20 protein-coding genes and 1 pseudogene are annotated in these 18237 nt (G+C 68.9%); 7 read left to right on the top strand and 14 right to left on the bottom strand.

From position 1 onward, the window contains the following. Window positions 1–41: 41 nt before the first annotated feature. Entirely contained in the window at window positions 42–1448 is a 1407-nt protein-coding gene (locus tag AC5DRG_RS18955) for an O-antigen ligase family protein (RefSeq protein ID WP_491811729.1), read from the top strand. Further along, window positions 1445–2077: a DapH/DapD/GlmU-related protein gene (locus tag AC5DRG_RS18960; protein ID WP_491811730.1), complete on the top strand. Its 633-nt coding sequence runs from the start codon at window positions 1445–1447 to the stop codon at window positions 2075–2077. Before AC5DRG_RS18955 ends, AC5DRG_RS18960 begins: the two co-directional genes overlap by 4 nt. Window positions 2078–2097: 20 nt before the next feature. On the opposite strand, the gene AC5DRG_RS18965 is transcribed toward AC5DRG_RS18960, so the two are convergent. The 8 genes from AC5DRG_RS18965 to AC5DRG_RS19000 form a co-directional block, all read right to left on the bottom strand. Then, entirely contained in the window at window positions 2098–3594 is a 1497-nt protein-coding gene (locus tag AC5DRG_RS18965; RefSeq protein ID WP_491811731.1) for an oligosaccharide flippase family protein, read from the bottom strand. Continuing rightward, the gene (locus tag AC5DRG_RS18970) at window positions 3591–4679 is read right to left on the bottom strand and encodes a hypothetical protein (protein WP_491811732.1); all 1089 of its coding nucleotides are present in this window, start codon (window positions 4677–4679) and stop codon (window positions 3591–3593) included. The genes AC5DRG_RS18965 and AC5DRG_RS18970 overlap by 4 nt, the downstream gene beginning before the upstream one ends. Window positions 4680–4780: 101 nt before the next feature. Next, entirely contained in the window at window positions 4781–6157 is a 1377-nt protein-coding gene (locus tag AC5DRG_RS18975; protein WP_491811733.1) for a glycosyltransferase family 4 protein, read from the bottom strand. Window positions 6158–6190: 33 nt separating this feature from the next. Beyond that, on the bottom strand, window positions 6191–6736 hold the full coding sequence (locus tag AC5DRG_RS18980; RefSeq protein WP_491811734.1) for an acyltransferase: 546 nt from the start codon (window positions 6734–6736) through the stop codon (window positions 6191–6193). Further along, window positions 6733–7932, bottom strand: coding sequence for a glycosyltransferase family 4 protein (locus AC5DRG_RS18985; protein ID WP_491811735.1), 1200 nt, complete (start codon window positions 7930–7932; stop codon window positions 6733–6735). Before AC5DRG_RS18985 ends, AC5DRG_RS18980 begins: the two co-directional genes overlap by 4 nt. Continuing rightward, window positions 7929–8765 (bottom strand): FkbM family methyltransferase, encoded by an 837-nt coding sequence (locus AC5DRG_RS18990; RefSeq protein WP_491811736.1) that lies wholly within the window; start codon window positions 8763–8765, stop codon window positions 7929–7931. The genes AC5DRG_RS18985 and AC5DRG_RS18990 overlap by 4 nt, the downstream gene beginning before the upstream one ends. Window positions 8766–8785: 20 nt before the next feature. Further along, window positions 8786–9598, bottom strand: coding sequence for a WecB/TagA/CpsF family glycosyltransferase (locus AC5DRG_RS18995; protein ID WP_491811737.1), 813 nt, complete (start codon window positions 9596–9598; stop codon window positions 8786–8788). 77 nt (window positions 9599–9675) lie between these two features. Continuing rightward, window positions 9676–10674 (bottom strand): UDP-glucuronic acid decarboxylase family protein, encoded by a 999-nt coding sequence (locus tag AC5DRG_RS19000; RefSeq protein ID WP_491811738.1) that lies wholly within the window; start codon window positions 10672–10674, stop codon window positions 9676–9678. 237 nt (window positions 10675–10911) lie between these two features. Here AC5DRG_RS19000 and AC5DRG_RS19005 point away from each other — a divergent pair, with 237 nt between their 5' ends. The 3 genes from AC5DRG_RS19005 (at window position 10912) to AC5DRG_RS19015 (ending at window position 13961) form a co-directional block, all read left to right on the top strand. Continuing rightward, on the top strand, window positions 10912–11517 hold the full coding sequence (locus tag AC5DRG_RS19005) for a sugar transferase (RefSeq protein WP_491811739.1): 606 nt from the start codon (window positions 10912–10914) through the stop codon (window positions 11515–11517). 9 nt (window positions 11518–11526) lie between these two features. Then, window positions 11527–13353, top strand: a complete 1827-nt coding sequence (locus AC5DRG_RS19010) for a DUF4012 domain-containing protein (RefSeq protein ID WP_491811740.1) — start codon at window positions 11527–11529, stop codon at window positions 13351–13353. 227 nt (window positions 13354–13580) lie between these two features. Continuing rightward, window positions 13581–13961, top strand: a complete 381-nt coding sequence (locus AC5DRG_RS19015; protein ID WP_491811741.1) for a hypothetical protein — start codon at window positions 13581–13583, stop codon at window positions 13959–13961. 254 nt (window positions 13962–14215) lie between these two features. Here the strand turns inward: AC5DRG_RS19015 and AC5DRG_RS19020 are convergent, their stop codons facing one another. The 5 genes from AC5DRG_RS19020 to AC5DRG_RS19040 form a co-directional block, all read right to left on the bottom strand. Further along, complete coding sequence (locus AC5DRG_RS19020) at window positions 14216–14713, bottom strand: DUF5949 family protein (protein WP_491811742.1); 498 nt, start codon at window positions 14711–14713, stop codon at window positions 14216–14218. Between the two features lie 66 nt (window positions 14714–14779). Beyond that, entirely contained in the window at window positions 14780–15007 is a 228-nt protein-coding gene (locus AC5DRG_RS19025; protein ID WP_491811743.1) for a hypothetical protein, read from the bottom strand. 95 nt (window positions 15008–15102) lie between these two features. Further along, a complete protein-coding gene (locus AC5DRG_RS19030; protein WP_491811744.1) occupies window positions 15103–15387 on the bottom strand; it encodes a hypothetical protein in 285 nt (94 codons plus the stop codon). A 421-nt stretch (window positions 15388–15808) separates the two neighbouring features. Then, entirely contained in the window at window positions 15809–16048 is a 240-nt protein-coding gene (locus AC5DRG_RS19035) for a chaplin (protein WP_491811745.1), read from the bottom strand. 255 nt (window positions 16049–16303) lie between these two features. Continuing rightward, window positions 16304–16561, bottom strand: coding sequence for a chaplin (locus AC5DRG_RS19040; protein WP_491811746.1), 258 nt, complete (start codon window positions 16559–16561; stop codon window positions 16304–16306). Window positions 16562–16880: 319 nt separating this feature from the next. Here AC5DRG_RS19040 and AC5DRG_RS19045 point away from each other — a divergent pair, with 319 nt between their 5' ends. Continuing rightward, window positions 16881–17291 (top strand): rodlin, encoded by a 411-nt coding sequence (locus tag AC5DRG_RS19045; protein WP_491811747.1) that lies wholly within the window; start codon window positions 16881–16883, stop codon window positions 17289–17291. A gap of 114 nt (window positions 17292–17405) precedes the next feature. Further along, window positions 17406–17813, top strand: a complete 408-nt coding sequence (locus AC5DRG_RS19050; protein WP_491811748.1) for a rodlin — start codon at window positions 17406–17408, stop codon at window positions 17811–17813. A gap of 60 nt (window positions 17814–17873) precedes the next feature. On the opposite strand, the pseudogene AC5DRG_RS19055 reads toward AC5DRG_RS19050, so the two are convergent. Further along, window positions 17874–18221 (bottom strand): annotated as a pseudogene (locus tag AC5DRG_RS19055) (long-chain fatty acid--CoA ligase); the annotation flags it as partial. Window positions 18222–18237 lie beyond the last annotated feature (16 nt).

Here is an 18237-nt window from a genome sequence, read left to right on the forward strand (position 1 = left end):
GCCGACCGCCACCATCCCACCGCCTGCAGGACGGACGAACCGTGCAACACCCGCTCACCGATCCGCTTGCCCTGCTCTCCCTCCTCGTGATGTCTGCCGTCACCGGTGGCCTGCTGGGGATTTTCATCAGGTATCACGCGGTCGGCGTCTTCCTGGTGCTGACCGTAAATGCCTGGGCCGCGACCGGCACCCAGACCTCGGCCGTGGTGCTGGGCGCCCATGTCTACCCAGCGGATATCGTGTCGCTCTGTGCGGCGGGCGTGGGCCTGTGCAGACTGTTGGTGCACGGTGTCCCGCGTCGGGCCGGGATGGTTCCCCTGCTGGGGTTGATCGCGCTCACCCTGTGGGCGACCCTCCGCGGCATCGCCTCCTTCGGTCTGCAGACAGCGGTCAATGACGTCCGTGTGTCCTTCGGGTACTTGCTGGCCGCCGCGCTCTACACCGCTACGATGCCTGCAGGGGTGGCGTTGGAAAGTGCCGTCAGGCGAGCCTGGGGCACGACGGCAGTCGCATATGCCGGATTGTGCGTAATCGGTTGGGCGAAGCACGGGCTGCACGCGGTCACCGACCGCGTCACCGACGATGGTTCGCTGATCGACCCCCGGCCCGTACCTGCGGCAACCGCCCTGCTACTGGCGCAGGCTGCCGCACTTCTGCTGCTCGCGCCGTCCGATCAGGGGAACGGCACGGCCCGCACAGTCGTCCCCGCGTGGATCCGCCGACGGGCGCTCCCGCTGGTGCTCCTGCTCTTCGTGCTCTTGCTGCAGCACCGCACCGTCTGGGTAGTGACGGCAGCCATGGTGATGACGGCCTGGGCCCTGTCCGGGCTCCGTGAGCGGGGGCGCCTGCTGTCCTCCGCCGTCGCTATGCTGTCCGTCGCCCTGACGATGCTGGCCTACCAGCTCGGCGCGTTCGGCACGATCGGCGCGACGCTCGCCACCTCGGTGGAAGAGGTGCAGGACAACGACAGTACCTTCGACTGGCGTGTGGCGGGCTGGCAGCAACTCCTGACGGTGCCGAAATCACTCGTGCAGTGGCTGAGCGGCATGCCCTTCGGGTCCGGTTACGACCGCATCATCGGCGGCCACCTGGTCACGGTCGGGCCGCACAATTACTACCTGCATCTCGGGCTGCGCCTGGGAACAGTCGGACTCGTGCTGCTGACGGCCCTCTACGTGCTGACGTGGTGGCGCCTGCGGAACACCGCCTGGAGCGTGCCGCTGCGTGTGCTGTTGGTGGGTCAGCTGGTCTTCTTCATGACTTATTCGGCCAGTTCCGAGCAGGGCGTGCTGGTGGGGCTGTGTATGTGGTGCCTGCGTACCCGCGCCGGGGGTGACATGCCCCGACGGAAGACGTCCGATGAGGTGCCGGCCCGAGTTCCGACGAGCGCGGCACATCCCGCGAGACAGATGCCCACAGCGCAACCGGTGCCCGGAGTTAGCCGGTGATCGCGCGTGCGGCGCGCGCCGCACATGCCAGGGCTCTGACGCTCGGCGGAGGATTCCGGCTGCGCCGGTCCGGGGTGCGGATCGGTGCGGACGTCCAGGCCGTGGGACCACCTCTGATCGACCTGGCTCCCGACTCACACATCACCCTTGGCGACCGAGTCGTCCTGATCTCACGGACGCCGTGGACCGCGCTCGGCGTCGCCCGGCCGGTCATCCTGCGCACCCTGCGGCCGGGTGCGGCCATCCGTATCGGCCCGGACACCGGCCTGAGCGGCGCGACGGTGTGCGCGGCGATGGGCGTCGACATCGGTGCCCGGGTCCTGGTCGGGGCCGATGTCCTCATCGCCGACACGGACTTCCACCCGGTCGACGTCTGCCCGCGCAGGTCGGCTCCCGAAAGCGCGGCCGCCTCCGAGCCGGTGCGCGTCGGGGACGACGTGTTCCTGGGAGCCCGGGCGATCGTGCTCAAGGGCGTCAGCATCGGCAGGGGCACCGTGGTGGGCGCCGGGAGCGTCGTCAGCTCGTCCCTGCCCGAATACGTGGTCGCCGCAGGCAACCCCTGCCGGGTGCTGCGCCCCCTCCAGGACGCCCCGGCTCTGCGGACGTCCAGCACCGCGGACGAGAACTGAGCGGCGTCGGCATGCGAGCGTCAGAGCGAGTCCATGGCTGGCGCGGCGGCCCTTCCCCTGCGCACCAGACCCAGAGCCTCGGCGACCGAGTAGAGGGGCATCCTGGTGCGCAGCAGGACACAGCACAGGAGTACCGGCAGGGTGGCGGTCAGCCCCCACACAAGGCCGGTGCCCGATGGCCGCCCCAGCGCGCCGAGCGCGCCCGCAGCGCCGAAGGCGCTCCCCACGGCCGCGTGCCACAGGTAGGTACGCACCACCTGTCCCGCGTCGAGCAGACCGGATCGATGCCAGCGCACCAGCTGCATGAGATGGCCCGCCGCCTGCCCGACCGTGGCCGTGCACGCCAGCAGAACGACGCTGCTCAAGGCGGCAGCGGCGGCAACGCCGACGATTGTTCCGGCGACCACCGCCAGCTGCGCGCGCCACAGCGCTCCCGTAGCCCCGCAGGCCTGGTCGACGACGCCTCCGACGACGCACAGCAGAGTCACCGCTGAGCCCACGGAGAGGAGCGGAACAAGCGAGGCAGCCGTGTCCCATCCGGGTCCCAGCAGCAACCGTAGGACCGCCGGCCCGATACCCGCCAGGATCCCGAACGCAGCGAACGCGGCAGCGGAGGCCATGCACATCGCGTACTCCACGGCGCGACCGAGTTGTCGGCCCTGCGCACGCCGCTCGGCGAGTGCGGGCAAGCAGGCCAGATTGAGTCCCTGGGCCAGAAAGGTCAGCGGAAGGCCGGTGAGGAGGCTGGCGCGTGAGAACCAGCCGGCCGAAGCCGGCCCGAGCAGTCGGCCGACGGCCCACATCGGCAGGCTGTTGGTGGCGAACTGCGCCAAACTGTAACCCGCCTGGAAACCCGACTGCCTGATCAGTTCGCGGACTAGTACCTGGGGTCCGCCTGTACCGAGCCGACGCCGCAAGGGAAGAGCGCCGACGGCGAGCATCGACGCCGCGGCGACAGGGGACGCGGCAGCCAGGCCGATGGGATTCCATCCCCGCGCAAGGAGCATGACACCGACTGCGGTGCCCGCCACTTGGCCGGCGACCTCAGCTGCGACGGCCACGCGCGCGTGGCCGAGCCGCCGCAGCGCGGAGGTGGCGACCGATGCGGCGGGCTGGAACAGGAACTGGCATCCCAGCACCCGCAGCATCGTGGTGATCCCGGGCATCTGCCACAGTTCCGCGCACAGCGGAGCGGCCGCCTCGACAACGGCGAAGCAGATGACGCCGGATGCGGCGGCCAGCCGGTATGCCGCGGTGACGGTAGCCACGTCCAGCCGGTCGGCGCGCAGCAGACACGTGGCCAGACCCGCGTTGGCGAAGTACCCAAGCAGTTGCGAGACGGTCAGTGCAATCGCATACGCACCGAAGGAGGCTGAGGCAACCGTCCGTCCGGTGTAGGCGGTGTAGCCCAGCTGGAGCAGCGCGGCGAACAGGGAACCCCCGTAGCTCCAGACCAAGCTGGTCCCCGCGGCACGGGCCACGCCGTTCGTGACACCGAGTCGGGTGGCGCGGGTCATACGCGGTGTGCCGGGACCTGGCCGGCCCCCAGGTGGAGCCGAGCGATCGCCAGCCACGGATCGTCGGGGGGCGGGGGCAGATTCACCTCGTCGCCGAGCATGTAGAGCAGAGCCTGCAGATCGGTCATACGCTCACGACTCCACTGGTGCGCCCGCATCCCGGCCGTGTGCAGCGTCTCCGGGCCACGGCGGAGTAGAGCCTTCACCGTGGACGTCGCCTGAGCGGGGGTATCGCACAGGTACAGACCCCCCTCCGGGCCGGGCAGCCATTCGACTCCCGGCGGGCGGGACGAGACATGCGGCCTCCCCGCGTAGAGGCTGATCGGCAGGCGGTCGGAGAAGTAGCCGGTGTAGTGCTGGTAATGGTCCCATCCGCAGGTGATTCTGGCGTCGCGCATGCATTCCAGCTGGCGTTCGAACGGGACTCGGCCCCGGGCCGCCCATCCGCGCCAACCATGCCCGTACAGGGCGATGCGGTTGTCCCGCATGGAGCTCAGGCCTTTCACCAAGCGCTGCCGGTCCAGCGCGCCGTCCAGGCGCTCGCAGAAACCGAACCGCACACAGCGGTTGCCGATGTGCGCCACATCGGCGGTGGCCGAGTCGATGCCGGGGACCCCGTCATCCTCACCAACCAGATGACCAGGCACCACGTGCGGCACATACCGGACGGGCGTGCGAGCATGCCGGTCCAGCAGGGCGGCCTGTGGGCCAACGGCGACACTGAAGACGTGGTCGGCGTGGCTCAGCCAGGCCGCCGTGCTCCTACCCACCGGCTTGCGGCCGCCCCAGGCGTCTCCTTCCCAGTGGACGACAAGAGGGCGGCCGAGGCTGTCGAGCAGTGCCGCGACGTCCTCAGGCTCCCAGGGGAAGGCGTGCGGTGACTGGACGAAAACCAGGTCCGGACTCGCTTCCTTGGCAATGCGCCGGATCGTGCGCAGGGCCCGTTCCCGTCCGCCTTCCGCCAGGAGAGCGCGCGGGGCAACCGGTACGTGAACAAGCAGTCCGTCGTCGGCCAGCCGGGCGAAGGCGTGCACGAATCGGGCTCGCGGCTGGAAGGCGGGTTCGTTGTTGATGTGGAGGACCACCGGGCACGACAGGCGCGTGCCGCTCGGTGAGGGAGTCCGCCAGCTCGGCGCAAGCGTGTGCGACTGGCCAAGTGAGGCGGCGCGACTGCGAGCAAGCCGTCTCATCCGGGGGCTCCGGTCAGTACACCGGCGGGGGACCGGCGTTGCCTGAGCAGCTCGAGATACAGCCGCTCTGTGTTCTCCGCCTTGGCTGTCCAGGTGTGCAGGCGCGCCCAGCGCACCCCTGCCTCCGACATGCGCGCACGCATCCCCTCATCCGCCAACACGGTGTGCAGGGCCTTCGCCAGCCGGTCCGGAAGGTCGGACGGATTTCCGAGCGGTACGGCGACGGCGCCGCCGGGAGCGGAGAAGTCGCCGATGCCCTGATGGTCGAGATGGACCACCGGCAGGCCCCGTGACCAGGCTTCGAGAGTCTGCACCCCGGAGGAGTCGCGGAGACTGGTGAACAGCAACGCATCGGCCTCGTCGTAGGCCCGCAGGGCCTCGTCCCACGGGATCCGACCCCGGAAGCGGACGGACTGCGCCACGTCGAGGCGCGACGCCAGACGTTCCATGTCCGCGCGCAGCGGACCATCTCCGACGAAGACGATGCGTGCGCTGGGAACGAGGTCCTTCAGACGGGAGAACGTGTGGAGGGCGAGCTGCGGCGCCTTGAACGGGGCGAGTCTGCCCACCCACAGCACGGTGGGCCGGTCGGACGTCCGGCATGCCGAACCGGGGCCTGCGGTCCGCACCAGGTCGTCCGGTACCCCGTCGGCCAGCTGCATGGCGGGGTTCCGGCAGCCGAGGCGGCGGGCACGCAAAGCGGTATCCGTGTTCGTGGTCAGGACAGCGGCGGCCTCGCGCACGGTAGCCCGGCACGTGCGGCGGTGGCTGAGGGCACGGACCCACAGCAGTTCCCGTACCAGTTCGCGTCCGTACCCGGAACTCACGAAGCGCCGGTGGCTGTACGGGGCCGTCTGACCGCCTCCCACGGGGCCGAACACCAGGGGCGGTCCCAGCTTCCGCAGGGCACTGCCACCCACGAGGGAACCGTACGAGACGTGATGCACCAGGTCGGCCCCGGAGAGACCGTGCCTACGGGCGTATCGCAGGGCGTTGCCCTGCCAGCCTCCGTAGCTGATGAACTCCCGGGCCTGGTCCCTCAGTGGGCTGGGCACCGCGGCGGTCCACCACGGGCACACGGGGACGGGTACGAAGTGCGGCCTGATCCGGTCTCCCAGGGAGCCGAGGACGGCGACGCGGCGGGCGATGTTCCTGGCGTTGTCCCCGTCGCGGTACGTCAGGATGTCCACCGTGTGGCCGCGCCGCGCGAGCGCTTCCGCCCATGCCCAGCCCAGGCCCGGCTCCGTTCCCCGATCCGGATCGCACCGGTAGGAGACGAGGACGATCCGCAGCGGCCGTACGCCGCCCTCGGCTTCCTCCTGTTTCTCCTGCTTCTCTCGCCGGTACTCGATTTCCTTCACCCCGTCCTCCACACCCGTTCCTTCCAGTCGCGACACAGCGGTCGATCACGCATCCGGCCGGGTGACCGCTGAAGTGAGAAGCCACTCGTGCTCGGCAATCTCGTCGGATTCGAACCGCCGGCCGATGGACACCGCGGGGTTGCCCGCGACGATGTCGTACGGGGCCACGTCCGAAGTGACGACCGCGCCCGCGGCCACGACCGCGCCGCGCCCGATGCTGAGCCCGCTCAGCACCACCGCCCCGTACCCGAGCCACACATCGGCGCCGATGTGCACGGGCCGGCTCAGCCGGTGCGGGTGGTCGCCAACCCAGTCGGCGTGGCGGACCGTTGTGCCGATCTGCCGCATGGCGTGGTCGGTCCGACCGACGATCCCCACCCGGTTCGCGATGAGCACGCAGTCGCCGATCGTGCCGTCGACCTCGATGGTGCATCCCTTGCCGAAGTAGACGTCCCGGCCCACCGTCAGTCTTCTCGGCGCCCACAGGATCGACCCGATGCCGATCCGCACACCGCGGCCGAGATGCACGTTCTGCCGCACCGCATAGAGCCGGTGCACGTGCTCCCATGCGGTCCGCAGATGCTTCCTCACCGGCCGGTACCTCCATTGCTGCTCGCGAGCAGTCCCATGACTCCGTCGCAGAACCGCTCGGCCATCCCTTCGATCGTGTATTCGGCCGCGCTCTGCGCGCAGGCCGAACGCAGGGACGCCAGTCGGTCGGAGTCGCGCAGCAGGGCGGCAACCGCCGCGCTGTAGACGCCCGGGTCGTCGGGTACGACCAACGCGTTGCGTTCATGCGCCAGGTACTCGAACTCCGGGGCGTGCCACGGCCAGTCCGTCGTCACGATCGGTGTGCGCAGTGCGAACGAGTCCACGGCGCACAGGCCGACCCGTCCCGGCATCAGCATGACGTCGCTGACCGCGCCCAGCAGTGCGGTGCGCGCTCCGGTCACTCGGCCCAGGGAGATCACCGGGCTTCCGGGGCGGGCCGCCGCGGCATCCACCAGACCTCGGTCCATGCCCTCGCCGGCGACCAGCAGCCGGAACCCGGGCAACGTGCGGGCGACGCGCTCGGCGGAGTCCAACAGGAAGGAAATGCGCTTAGGCGCGTCCAAGCCCCCGAGGAACAGGGCTGTACGGCCAGGTGTCAGTCCATGGCGCTCCCTGAGGGCCGCGGCCTGTGTGTGTTCCTCGGTACCCGGTCGGCAGGCACGGTCGCGAGCCTGGACGAGAGCCAGGGTGTCGACGGAGTTGCGCACCACGGTGATCCTGCTGCGCGGGAAGCCCCGCCGCGCAAGGTGGTCCGCACCGCCCTCGGTATAGGCGAAGAACCAGTTGCCCTGCCTCGTCAGGGCATCTTTGACACGTGCCTCCAGACGGTTCACCGGCCGGGTGTAGGTCCGGCCGTGGCCCCAGAAGGCCACCGCCGGAACGCGTCTGCTCCCCGGCGCCGTCCGTTGGCGCAACGCCAGCGGAAACGCCTCCAGACTGTGGAGCGCCTGTTCGAGCACGACCGCGTCGGCTGATGCCGTGCGAGGGCGGACACGGTGCCAGGCCACTGAGGTCCCGCCCACCGTGAACAGCCTTGCGGTGGGTACTTCGGTCGCGCAGGGGCAGGAGGCCGCGTCCCGCCTGGCGTCCTGGCCCGGCGGAGGCGGGCCGTGGATGACCTCGAGCGTGACACCGCGGGCATCCAGACACTCGTGCGCGCGCTCGAAGAAGCGGGTGCGGTAGCTCGGCAGATACGGCTGTACGACGACAACCCGCCTGCGCGTTGTGTACGTCACGCTGTCCGCCCCGGGGCAGTCGGGTGGATGGCCACGATGTTGTCCGTGGTGCCGCAACGGTGCTCGGGGTCCGACACCATGCGCACTTCTCCGCTGTCCGTGACCCGGTGCATCTGGTAGCCGTGGGCGGCCAGGACGTCCCAGGCACCCCGAGCGGGCAGCCCGGCAGCGGCCGCGGCCGGGGGCGTGTACTCGAAGACGACCACGGGCCTGTCCTCGGTGAGGATGGACGTGGCACCCTCCAGCGCCCACTGCTCGTATCCTTCGATGTCCATCTTGATGAGTGCGATGCGCCGGTCCCTCGGCACCACGTCGTCGAGCGACGCCACCTCGACAGCCTCCTCGGCTGCCGCACTCCCGGACAGCCCGACCAGGGTGGAACGGGATCGGTCCCGGTGGATGTGCAGGGTGCCCCGGGCGGCGCTTCTTCCGGCCGCGACCGGCAGCACCCGTACATTGCGCGCGTTGTTGAGCCGGATGTTCCTGGACAGCACGGAGCGGGCGTGCCGCGAGGGCTCCAACGCGATGACGAGCCCCTTGTCGGTGACGAACCCGGACATGGGCAGCGCGTACGCGCCGTAATGGGCACCCACGTCCACGACGTGGTCGCCAGGGCTCACCCAGCGGTGGAGCTGGGCCAGCTCTGACTCGTAGGCGTTGCGCCAGAGGTACGTCAGCTTCGCGTTGCCCCGCCACTCCGGCGGGCACCACATCCGCATTCTGGAGTGCCCGAGCGAGACCGTGGCTCCGACGCGTACCGCGGTACGTGCCCGCCAGGCAGCCAACCGCAGCAGCGAAGTGGCCGGCTGCGCCGTGAATGCGGGATGTCGCAAGGTCCACCTCACCTTGCCCATCAGTGACATGGTTGTCCTCTCCCTGGGTCCGTCTTTCTGGGCCGTGCCACGGCCTCCACCGACTGCCGGGTCACGCCCCAGACGAACTGCGCGTTGCCGAACAAGTAGCGCCGCCACAGGCGGCGTGGCTCACAGCCGAGCCGGAACAGCCATTCCAGACCATTGCTCTGCATCCAGGGCGGCGCCTGCCGTTTGGTGCCCGCGATGAAGTCGAAGGCCGCGCCCACAGCCACGGCCACCACGGGCAGCTGTGCGCACAAGTCGGCGGCCCAGCGGTCCTGTTTCGGGGTGCCGAGTCCCACCCAGACGATGTCCGCCCCCCTGGTCCGGATGTCCTCTGCCTGCTGCCGCAGTTCCTCGGAGGTCAGTGGGCGGAAGGGCGGAGAGCACGTACCGACGATCCGAGCCAGGGGGAAGCGCCGCCGCAGTTCCCGGTGCAGCGCGTCCAGTACCCGAGGTGTGGAACCGAGGAGGTAGTGGCGCACTTCGGTGTTCTGGCTCAGTGCGAAGACGTTCAGCAGGAGATCGGGGCCGTACACGCGCGTCCTCGGCAGGGTCGTACCGCGGTGGAGAAGCCGGCTCGCCCAGACAACTGACTGTCCGTCGGGGAGGTTGAGAGAGGCCGAGCGGAGAAGGCCTTGCAGCTCGGTGTCCCGGCCCGCGAGGGCGAGCGTGTACGCGTTGGACAGGTGAACGTCTATTCCGCGCGCGATGTCCATGACGTCGGCCCCGTCCACGTGAACGTGTCGTGCCTCGCGAGTCCGGTGGGCGAGTTGCAGGACGTGGCGGGCGGCGCTCTCGGGGGTGTGCACGGTAATGGGCACCCCCAGGCACTCGACCACGGGGGCGGATGCCGGCGCTGCTGCCGTCCGTGTTCTCGCTGATCCGGTCATGAGAGGGCTTCGACGCTCTCTGGGGATCCCGTGGGCTGACTCCCGATTCCTGCGAACACGTCGGAACCCATACGACGGCGGAAGTCGGCGATGGTGTCGCTCAGCCCGCGTTCCACCGGAGTCGTGGGTTCCCAGTCCAACAGCTCACGGGCCTTGGTGATGTCCGGGCGCCGTCGTTCCGGATCGTCCTGGGGGCGCGGAACCAGCGTGATCTCGGAGGTGGACCTGGTCAGCTTGCTGATCCACTGGGCCAGTTCGAGCATGGAGACCTCATGGGGGTTGCCCAGGTTGACCGGGCCCCCGTGGTCACTCTCGAGCATGCGCAGCAACCCGTCGACCGTGTCGTCGACAAAGCACAGCGACCTGGTCTGGGCGCCATCACCGGTGACCGTGATCGACTCTCCGCGCAGCGCCTGGCAGATGAACGTGGGGATGGCCCGCCCGTCGTCCGCGCGCATCCGCGGGCCGAACGTGTTGAAGATGCGCACGATCTTGGCATCCACACCACGGCTTCTACGGTAGGCCATGGTCAGAGCCTCACCGAAGCGTTTCGCTTCGTCGTAGACCGAGCGGGGGCCGACCGGGTTGACATGGCCCCAGTAGCTCTCCGGCTGAGGGTGGACCAGCGGGTCACCGTACGACTCGGAGGTGGAGGTCAGCAGGAAGCGGGCACTTTTCGCGGCGGCCAGGTCAAGGGCGTGCCAGGTGCCGGCCGATCCCACACGAAGTGTCTCCAGGGGCAGCCGCAGGTAGTCGGTCGGCGAGGCGGGTGATGCCAGGTGGAACAGGGCATCCACCGGGCCGGGCACGTTCAGGCCCTGGGTGATGTCGCAGTGGTTCAGCTGGAAGCGCCGGTCACCCCTCAGATGTTCGACGTTGGCGGGACTGGATGTCAGGAAGCTGTCCACGCAGACCACTTCGTGGTCCTCGTGGAGGAGCCGCTCGCACAGGTGGGAACCAATGAAGCCGGCCCCGCCCGTCACTACCGCACGCATGCAGGTCCTCTCGGCCGCCCCGCCCCAGGTTGGACGGGGCAAGTTGCTGTGTCATTGCTGAAGCTCAGGTCAATGTCGTGTTTCTATCTGTTGCTCAGTTATGGGGCAATTTGCGCTTCATGTTTGCGAACGTGCCGCCCCATAGAGGATATTTCACTCGTTTCGCCGTAGAAGGGGTAAGGAATGCTGGTATCCGGTGGAGAGACGGCTCTTCCTCAGCCGACCAGGTGCCGACGGTTGGCATTGGGAGGTCGGGCGGTCAAACGCGCCATCGACCTGGTGGGGGCCACCGTCCTGCTCCTGCTGCTGGCGCCAGTGCTCCTGGCGTCCGCCGTTGCTGTGAAAGCCGACACTCGGGGTCCTCTGTTGTTCCGCCAACGACGAACGGGCTGGCAGGGCAAGGAATTCCACGTCCTCAAACTGCGCACCATGCAAGTCGGATCCGAGAAGATGCGAGAGGCCATGGCGGCTCGCAACGAGTCGGACGGGCACTTGTTCAAAGTCCGTAACGATCCGCGTGTGACCGCGGTCGGGCGCTGGTTGCGGCGCTACTCCCTGGATGAGCTGCCACAGCTGCTCAATGTGCTGAAGGGGCAGATGTCCCTGGTCGGTCCCCGGCCGCTGCCGGTGGAGGACTCGGCGTTCACCGGGGAGGCCCGTCGTCGCCTCCAGGTCCGGCCGGGACTCACCGGGTTGTGGCAGGTGAGCGGGCGGTCCAACCTGGCCTGGGAGGACGCCCTGCGCCTGGACCTGGAATACATCGACACATGGTCGATCAAGCTGGACCTGGCGATCCTCTTCCGAACACTGCCTGCCGTGTTGCGCGGTGACGGTGCCTACTAGGGGCAACTGATGAAAATGCCACGCCTGCCGCAAACAGTCGTCTCTTGCGCCGTCGGCAACCTGCTGCGCAATCCCCGCGTCCTACTGCCGGTGTGCGCCGCCGTCGTCCTCCTCCTGGCAGGCGCCGGCTGGATCGCGGTCACCGCGATGCTCGCGCGCAACGAACTGCTGGCCGCGCAACGGAATCTCGAGACGCTGCGGGGACAGGCGAACGCGCAGCCCACCGCAGGTGCCGCCGCCCGGCTGCGGACTGCCGAGACCGCTGTACGCAGCGCCGCGCGGCACGCGGCCCGAGCCCACCAGCTCACCACCGGCCCGGCCTGGTATCCCGCGTCGCACCTTCCGCTTCTCGGGCAACCGCTCGCCACCGTACGCGGTATCGCCGAAGCCTCCGACCTGCTCACCCACGATGTCCTTCCCCCGCTGACGCACACCGCCGCCGAACTGGCGGCCGCCGGAGGCGACGGCGGGCACCTCGACCTCGCCGCTCTGCGCCGCGCGGCTCCCCTCCTCGAACAGGCCGCGCACAGCACCTCGGGCGCGCTTACGGACATGGACGAGCTGCCGCATGCCACCTGGCTGGCCGCCGCGGACCACGCCCGCGCCCAGCTCGCCGAACAGCTCGAACGGATCAGCAGTGTCACCGACGACGCCGCCATGGCGGCCCGTGTGATGCCGCCGATGCTCGGAGCGGACGGGCCGAGGCGGTATCTGGCAGTGTTCGAGAACACCGCCGAGGCACGTGGCACCGGCGGGCTTCCGGGGGCGTTCGCGGTGGTCACCGCGGAGCGGGGCCGACTGCGCTTCGAGAACTTCGGCAATGACAGCGAACTACCTGACATCCATGCGGCGGTCGACCTGCCGGCCGAGTACACCGCCCTCTACGGGCCCAGCGCCCCAACCAGCACCTGGGCCAACAGCAACATCAGCCCGCACTTCCCCTACGCCGCCCGCATCTGGGCAGCCGCTTGGCACGCGAAAAGCGGCCAGGAAGTGGACGGCGCGTTCTCACTCGATCCCGGCGCGCTGTCCGGGCTGCTCGCCGCGTCCGGTTCCGTCTCGTTGGCCGACGGAACCGTCGTCACCGCCGCCAATATGGTGGATCTCACCGAGCGCGCAAGCTATGCGACCTACGAGAACGTCCCGGAGCGCAAGGCGTTCTTCCTTGACGTGGCGCGTGCGGTCGCAGATCGGTTGCTGGACGCCGCGGACGATCCGGCACGCCGCCCGGCGCTGTTCGCCGCGCTGCAACGGCAGCTCAAGGACGGGCGGATCAAGATGTGGAGCGCCCACCCCGCGGAGCAGCGTGAACTGCAGCAGCGACCGCTCGGCGGTGCCCTGCCGGAAGGTCCCGCACCACTGGCCGGGCTGATCGTGACCAACGCCGCAGGCACCAAACTGGACTACTACCTCGACCGTCGGCTGATCTGGGCGCCGGGCCGGTGCACCGAGGACAGCCGCGAGGTCACCGTGACTGTACGGCTGTCCAACCGGGCACCGGTCTCGGGGCTTCCCACCTATGTCACCCAGCGGCTGGACCACCCGCCCTACCGCACGAGGCAGGGCGACAACCGGCTGCTGGTCTCGTACTTCGCCAGTGAGCAGGCGGAGTTGGCCAAGGCCACCCTGGACGGCCGGCCCGCGCAGCTGAATCATGCCGTCGAGCGCGGCCATCCGGTCTACACCCTCGATCTGGAACTGCCCGCACGCTCCAGCCGCACCCTGGTGCTGCACTTGTTGGAGCGGCCCACCGACCGCGCACCGACCGTGCTGCGCCAGCCGTTGGTCCGACCGCTGCAGGTCACGACACGGCCGTACGGTCCGTGCGATGACTGACCCTCGTCATGACGACTGACCATCGCCGTGTGGCGAATTACCTCATCTGGCCCTGTGAAACGACGGGCGTTCCTTATCGAATCGCACCATCGGACCGTACCCCTGCGGCAAGGGGGTGACAGCAGCGATTCATGCGGCTTCCGCCGTACACATGCGTGCTTTGCTTTTTCGCAGGGCCCTCCTCGCTCAAGGAATGAGGCGGCTCTCAAAAGAAAGGCGAGACAAAAATGCGCAAGGTCACCAAGGCGGCGGCAACGTTCTTTCTCAGCGTGCCGCTGACGATCGGTCTGGGACAGGCCGCCGTCGCCGCCGAAGGTCCGTCGTTCCACCACGGGGCGGCTTCTGCCAGTGCGGCGGGGGCAACGAGCAGTGACGTCCACAGCGGCGATCTCGGCTACTGGGGTTGGGGGGGCGCACTCCACCCGGGCTACTGGGACGTGGAAGGCCCGTCGTACGTGAGCGCGGATCAGAGCGCAACGGCCGCCGGTGCCGAGTCGGACGTCGTCAGCTCGGGCTTCGACGCCAACGGCGACGCGTACTACTTCACCGGGCACCTGGTGGCCAACAGCTACGGGGTGACGTCCTCCGTCACCCACGGCAACTCCTGACGCCGTAACAGCAGGGAGGCGGCCGTCCACGGACGGCCGCCTCCCTGTTTTTCCATGGAACACGCCTCCGTCCGCAACGGCGGAGTCAGCACCGCGGCCCCGGGCATCCAGGCGTGCGGCAGGCCGAACTCGTCGGGGCGCGGCGGAGTCAGCGGCACCCGCCACGCACGCCGTGACGGCGGCGAAGAATCCTCGACGAGTGGTCAGCTTCGTCTCAGGTGTGGCTCTTCTCGGGAGCGACAGGACAGACTGCGTCAGCCGCGCAGGTTACGCACGGGCAGTAGGACATGCGCCGCCTTTTTCAGCGTCTCCTCGTCGCCCGCGAAGGAGACCAGGGCTTCCGGCTCGACCGGCCGACCCGGCTCTGCCTCGGGCCAGGGACGCGTCGTGAACACGAGACAGGCACACCCACGTTCGCCGACCGCGGCCAGCCACTCCGGCGGCGCGGTGCACTGGGCGTTGAGACCCGGCATGCTGACCATCGCCTGGCCCGCCTCCACAAGGAGGCGGATTGGCAGGCTCGGTCGGCCGGCGCCATCGACGAGCCCCTCGCCGATGGGCAGGCCGCTGGTTCGCAGCAACTGCTCGACGGCGACCGCGGAGGCCTCGAGACCGCCTTCGCCGTCGCCGAGGGAGTAGGCCAGCAGATAAGGCATGTCGCCGTCGGGCGCTTCACCGCTCCAGGCAATGACGGCGAGAGTGCCGAGACCGGCAGCCGGAAGTAGGCGTTTTTCGCTTGAGGTTGAGGTCATCGCGGAGTCCTAACGACGGGCAGAGGACGACCACTCGGACGAGGGGCCGCCGACGAAATGAGCCGCTTACTTCTGGAGCGGAAGCCCACCGAGAAGCCCTCCGGGCAGGACGACCGCGTTGGCGTTGTCCACCGCGTGGGGCAGATTCTCGCCCGCCCGGCTGATGACGGTGTCGAGGGCACCGTTGAGGCTGGTGGCCGTGAAATCCGAGGTGTCGTTGGCGAAAGCGGGCGCGGCAGCGCCTGCGATGACCATCGAACCCGCAACGACAGCGGCAGCCTTCAGCGACTTCATCCTGTTCCTTTCTCAGGCAGCTCCTTCCTGGCTAACGAGCCCCCGTCTCGGCGGAAACCCCATGTACGGAAACTCGTATCAGATCCCCAAAGGGTTCACGTCTCCTGAAAGGCCGTTAACACAGCCGTCGTGCCGGCAGGGTGGGGGTCGTGGGAACGCTCGGCGCGGGGAGCGCCGACGGCTCGGGCAGCGTCGGCAGGCCGGGCAGGTTCGCCGGCGGACTGCAACGCGGCGAGCGCATCGTCCTTGAGGTCCCGAGCCGCCTTGGCGTGGTCACGCATGGCCGTCTTCGGCAGGTTGTGCAGCATCGACGTCATCGGCGCCGTGGTCGACGGGGTCAGTACACCGCCGGCATCGGCCAGGTGTTTGACCTGCGCCAAGAGTGCCTCCGCGCCGGGGTCGGGCGCGCTGGACGCCACGTGGACGGGGTCACGCGCCGAGTCGCTGTCGGCCGCCAGAGCGGCGGGGGCGCCGATCCCGACCAGAAGCGCGGCGCAGAGTGCGGAGGACGCGATGCGCCGTGCGGGCAGAGCGCGCGTGGATGTTCCTTTCGATGATTCCGGCCGATCTCGTGTTCACCGTGAAACCGGTGAACACGGCCTGCAACTCATCGAGTGCGCACCATAGCTTCCTCATGCCCGGATCGCCGACGTCGTCCCTGGTGAGACGCCCGATCCGCGCCTGCAGACCGGTTCCCCCGTTCGGGAAGCCGCATGGGACGGGGAACACGAGTGAGCCAAGGGCGACATGAGACGGCCGCCCTCCCCTGCGGGAGGGTGGCCGGGAGAGTCCGCAACTGCCTCAGTCGTTGGCGCAGGTGTTTCCGAACGCCGGGTTCAGCAGCCCGATGAGATTCGCGGTGTTTCCGCAGACGTTGACCGGGACGTGGATCGGGGCCTGCAGGACGTTGCCCGACAGAACACCGGGGGACTGGGCGGCGGAGGCCTGCGCGCCAGTGTCGGCAGCGGCGATGCCGGCGGTGCCCGCCGCGGCTGCAACGGCGATGGACGACAGGGCCAGGCCCTTCGCGATACGAGACATGGAAAGTACTCCTTGGGGGTTGACACAAATACCGGGCGGGACACCCGCGCTCTGGATCAACGCACGGCAACGGCCCTGGTTGTGCCGCCAATGGGGTGATCTCCAGTACGACCGGGGACCGCCGCCCCGTGACGTCAGGAGTGCCTTTCGCGCTCTCGCTCCCTTCCCGCCCGACGACGCGGAAAAGCCGGCCTTGGCACCGCAAGGACGGTCCAAGGCCGGCCGTGACACAGCCGAGCGCCCCGATGCGCTGCGTCAGTCGTTGACGCAGGAGTTGCCGAACGCCGGGTTCAGCAGGGCGATGACGTCGACGGTGTTGCCGCACACGTTGACGGGCACGTGGACGGGAACCTGGATGACGTTGCCCGACAGGACACCCGGGGAGCCGACGGCGTCACCGTCGGCACCGGTGTCGGCGAAGGCCGGGGCGGCCATCCCCATGGCCATGATTGCGCCGGCGACGACAGCAGCGCTCTTCTTGTGCTTCACGCGCATTCCCTTCGTTGCGGTCATGCCCCATATGGCGGCCGAAACCGAGCGAGCACAGCTTGAACGACTCGCACCATGACCTGCGGGCTGTAAACGAGGCATAGACGGCCGAAGAAACCACGGAACCTAACCCTCGAGGGAATTCACCCGAATCGCCCTGCCTTCAATTCACGCCGAAACGTTCCGGGCGGTGGACCCGCCCTCTTCCTCGCCGCTACCGGACAGCACCGGGATTGCGACTTCGCCGCTTGGGCCATCGGAGTGAAGTACAGGAACTTCGGGCGACCGACTCAGTTGATCCAGGGCGCTCCGGTGGACGGGGTTTCTTCAGAAGGGACAGTCAGTGATCAAGAAGGTTATGGCCGCTGCGGCGGTCGCCGCGTCCGTTGTCGGTGCCTCGGCTGCTGCCGCGCCGCAGGCTCTGGCGATCGGCGACGACGGTGGCACGACGTCCGCCAGCGGCAACGGTGCCGTGCAGAGCTTCGGCAACTCCGCCACGTACGGCAACATGAGCCCGCAGATGGCCCTCATCCAGGGTTCGCTGAACAAGCCCTGTGTGGGACTGCCGGCCAAGCTCAACGCCGGCTCGATCGTCGGCGTCGTACCGGTCACCGTCCAGGACATCCCCGTTCTGTCGGCTCCGCAGAACCAGCAGTGCGTCGAGAACTCCACCCAGGCCAAGGGCGACGAGCCGCTCTCGCACATCCTGGAAAACATCCCCGTCCTGTCCGGCAACGGCACGGGCAACGGCTGAGTCTTCGGCTCAGCCGCGGCGGGTCACCGGCTCCCCGGTGGCACCTCGTCACGGATCACAAAACTGATCACCGCGCAACTCCGAAGCGGAGTCCGCGTTCCGAAGGGAATGAACATGAAGAAGCTGTGGGCAACCGCGGCCATCGCTGCTTCCGTTGCCGGCGCGTCGGCCGCGGCCGCGCCGCAGGCTCTGGCGATCGGCGACGACGGTGGCACGACGTCCGCCAGCGGCAACGGTGCCACGCAGGCCTTCGGCAACTCGACCACACAAGGCGACATGAGCCCGCAGATGGCCCTCATCCAGGGTTCGCTGAACAAGCCCTGTGTGGGACTGCCGGCCAAGCTCAACGCCGGCTCGATCGTCGGCGTCGTACCGGTCACCGTCCAGGACATCCCCGTTCTGTCGGCTCCGCAGAACCAGCAGTGTGTCGAGAACTCCACCCAGGCCAAGGGCGACGAGCCGCTCTCGCACATCCTGAACAACATCCCCGTCCTGTCCGGCAACGGCGTCGGCAACGGCTGAGCCTTCTACTCAGCCACGGCGGGTCACCGGCTCCCCGGTGGCCCGCCGTTTCGTCGCGCGTCAGCGTCGGTACGGTGCCTCGATCTCGTCCGCGGTCGCCGTCGTCACCGCGTGCCGCTTGACCTTCAGGGACCGCTTCAGCGATCCGTACTCCTCGTTGAACTCGCCTTCGACCAGCGTGAACGCGCGGATGGCCTCGGCGCGCGAGACCCCCTGGTTGGCGTAGTCCACTGCTTTCTGGACGTCTGCGCGCATCCACGGGTTCCGTACGACCTCCGGCATAGGAGTGTCGGCGGGCAGCTGGCGGACCGACAGCCAGTGCGCAACCGCCTCGGGGTCGAGGGAGCCGAGGTCGCCGGTCGCGAACCAGTCGTCGGTAAGGGCCGCGTCGGTCGCCGCCGGGTTGTTCCGTAGGCGCCGGCGC

The sequence above is a fragment of the Streptomyces sp. JLBG701 genome (assembly GCF_058544905.1).

Coding starts and splice junctions, on each gene's coding strand:
- AC5DRG_RS18965 (WP_491811731.1), bottom strand. CDS start 3,594: ATGACCCGCGCCACCCGACTCGGTGTCACGAACGGCGTGGCCCGTGCC.
- AC5DRG_RS19000 (WP_491811738.1), bottom strand. CDS start 10,674: ATGCGTGCGGTAGTGACGGGCGGGGCCGGCTTCATTGGTTCCCACCTG.
- AC5DRG_RS19010 (WP_491811740.1), top strand. CDS start 11,527: ATGAAAATGCCACGCCTGCCGCAAACAGTCGTCTCTTGCGCCGTCGGC.
- AC5DRG_RS19015 (WP_491811741.1), top strand. CDS start 13,581: ATGCGCAAGGTCACCAAGGCGGCGGCAACGTTCTTTCTCAGCGTGCCG.
- AC5DRG_RS19020 (WP_491811742.1), bottom strand. CDS start 14,713: ATGACCTCAACCTCAAGCGAAAAACGCCTACTTCCGGCTGCCGGTCTC.
- AC5DRG_RS19025 (WP_491811743.1), bottom strand. CDS start 15,007: ATGAAGTCGCTGAAGGCTGCCGCTGTCGTTGCGGGTTCGATGGTCATC.
- AC5DRG_RS19035 (WP_491811745.1), bottom strand. CDS start 16,048: ATGTCTCGTATCGCGAAGGGCCTGGCCCTGTCGTCCATCGCCGTTGCA.
- AC5DRG_RS19040 (WP_491811746.1), bottom strand. CDS start 16,561: ATGACCGCAACGAAGGGAATGCGCGTGAAGCACAAGAAGAGCGCTGCT.
- AC5DRG_RS19050 (WP_491811748.1), top strand. CDS start 17,406: ATGAAGAAGCTGTGGGCAACCGCGGCCATCGCTGCTTCCGTTGCCGGC.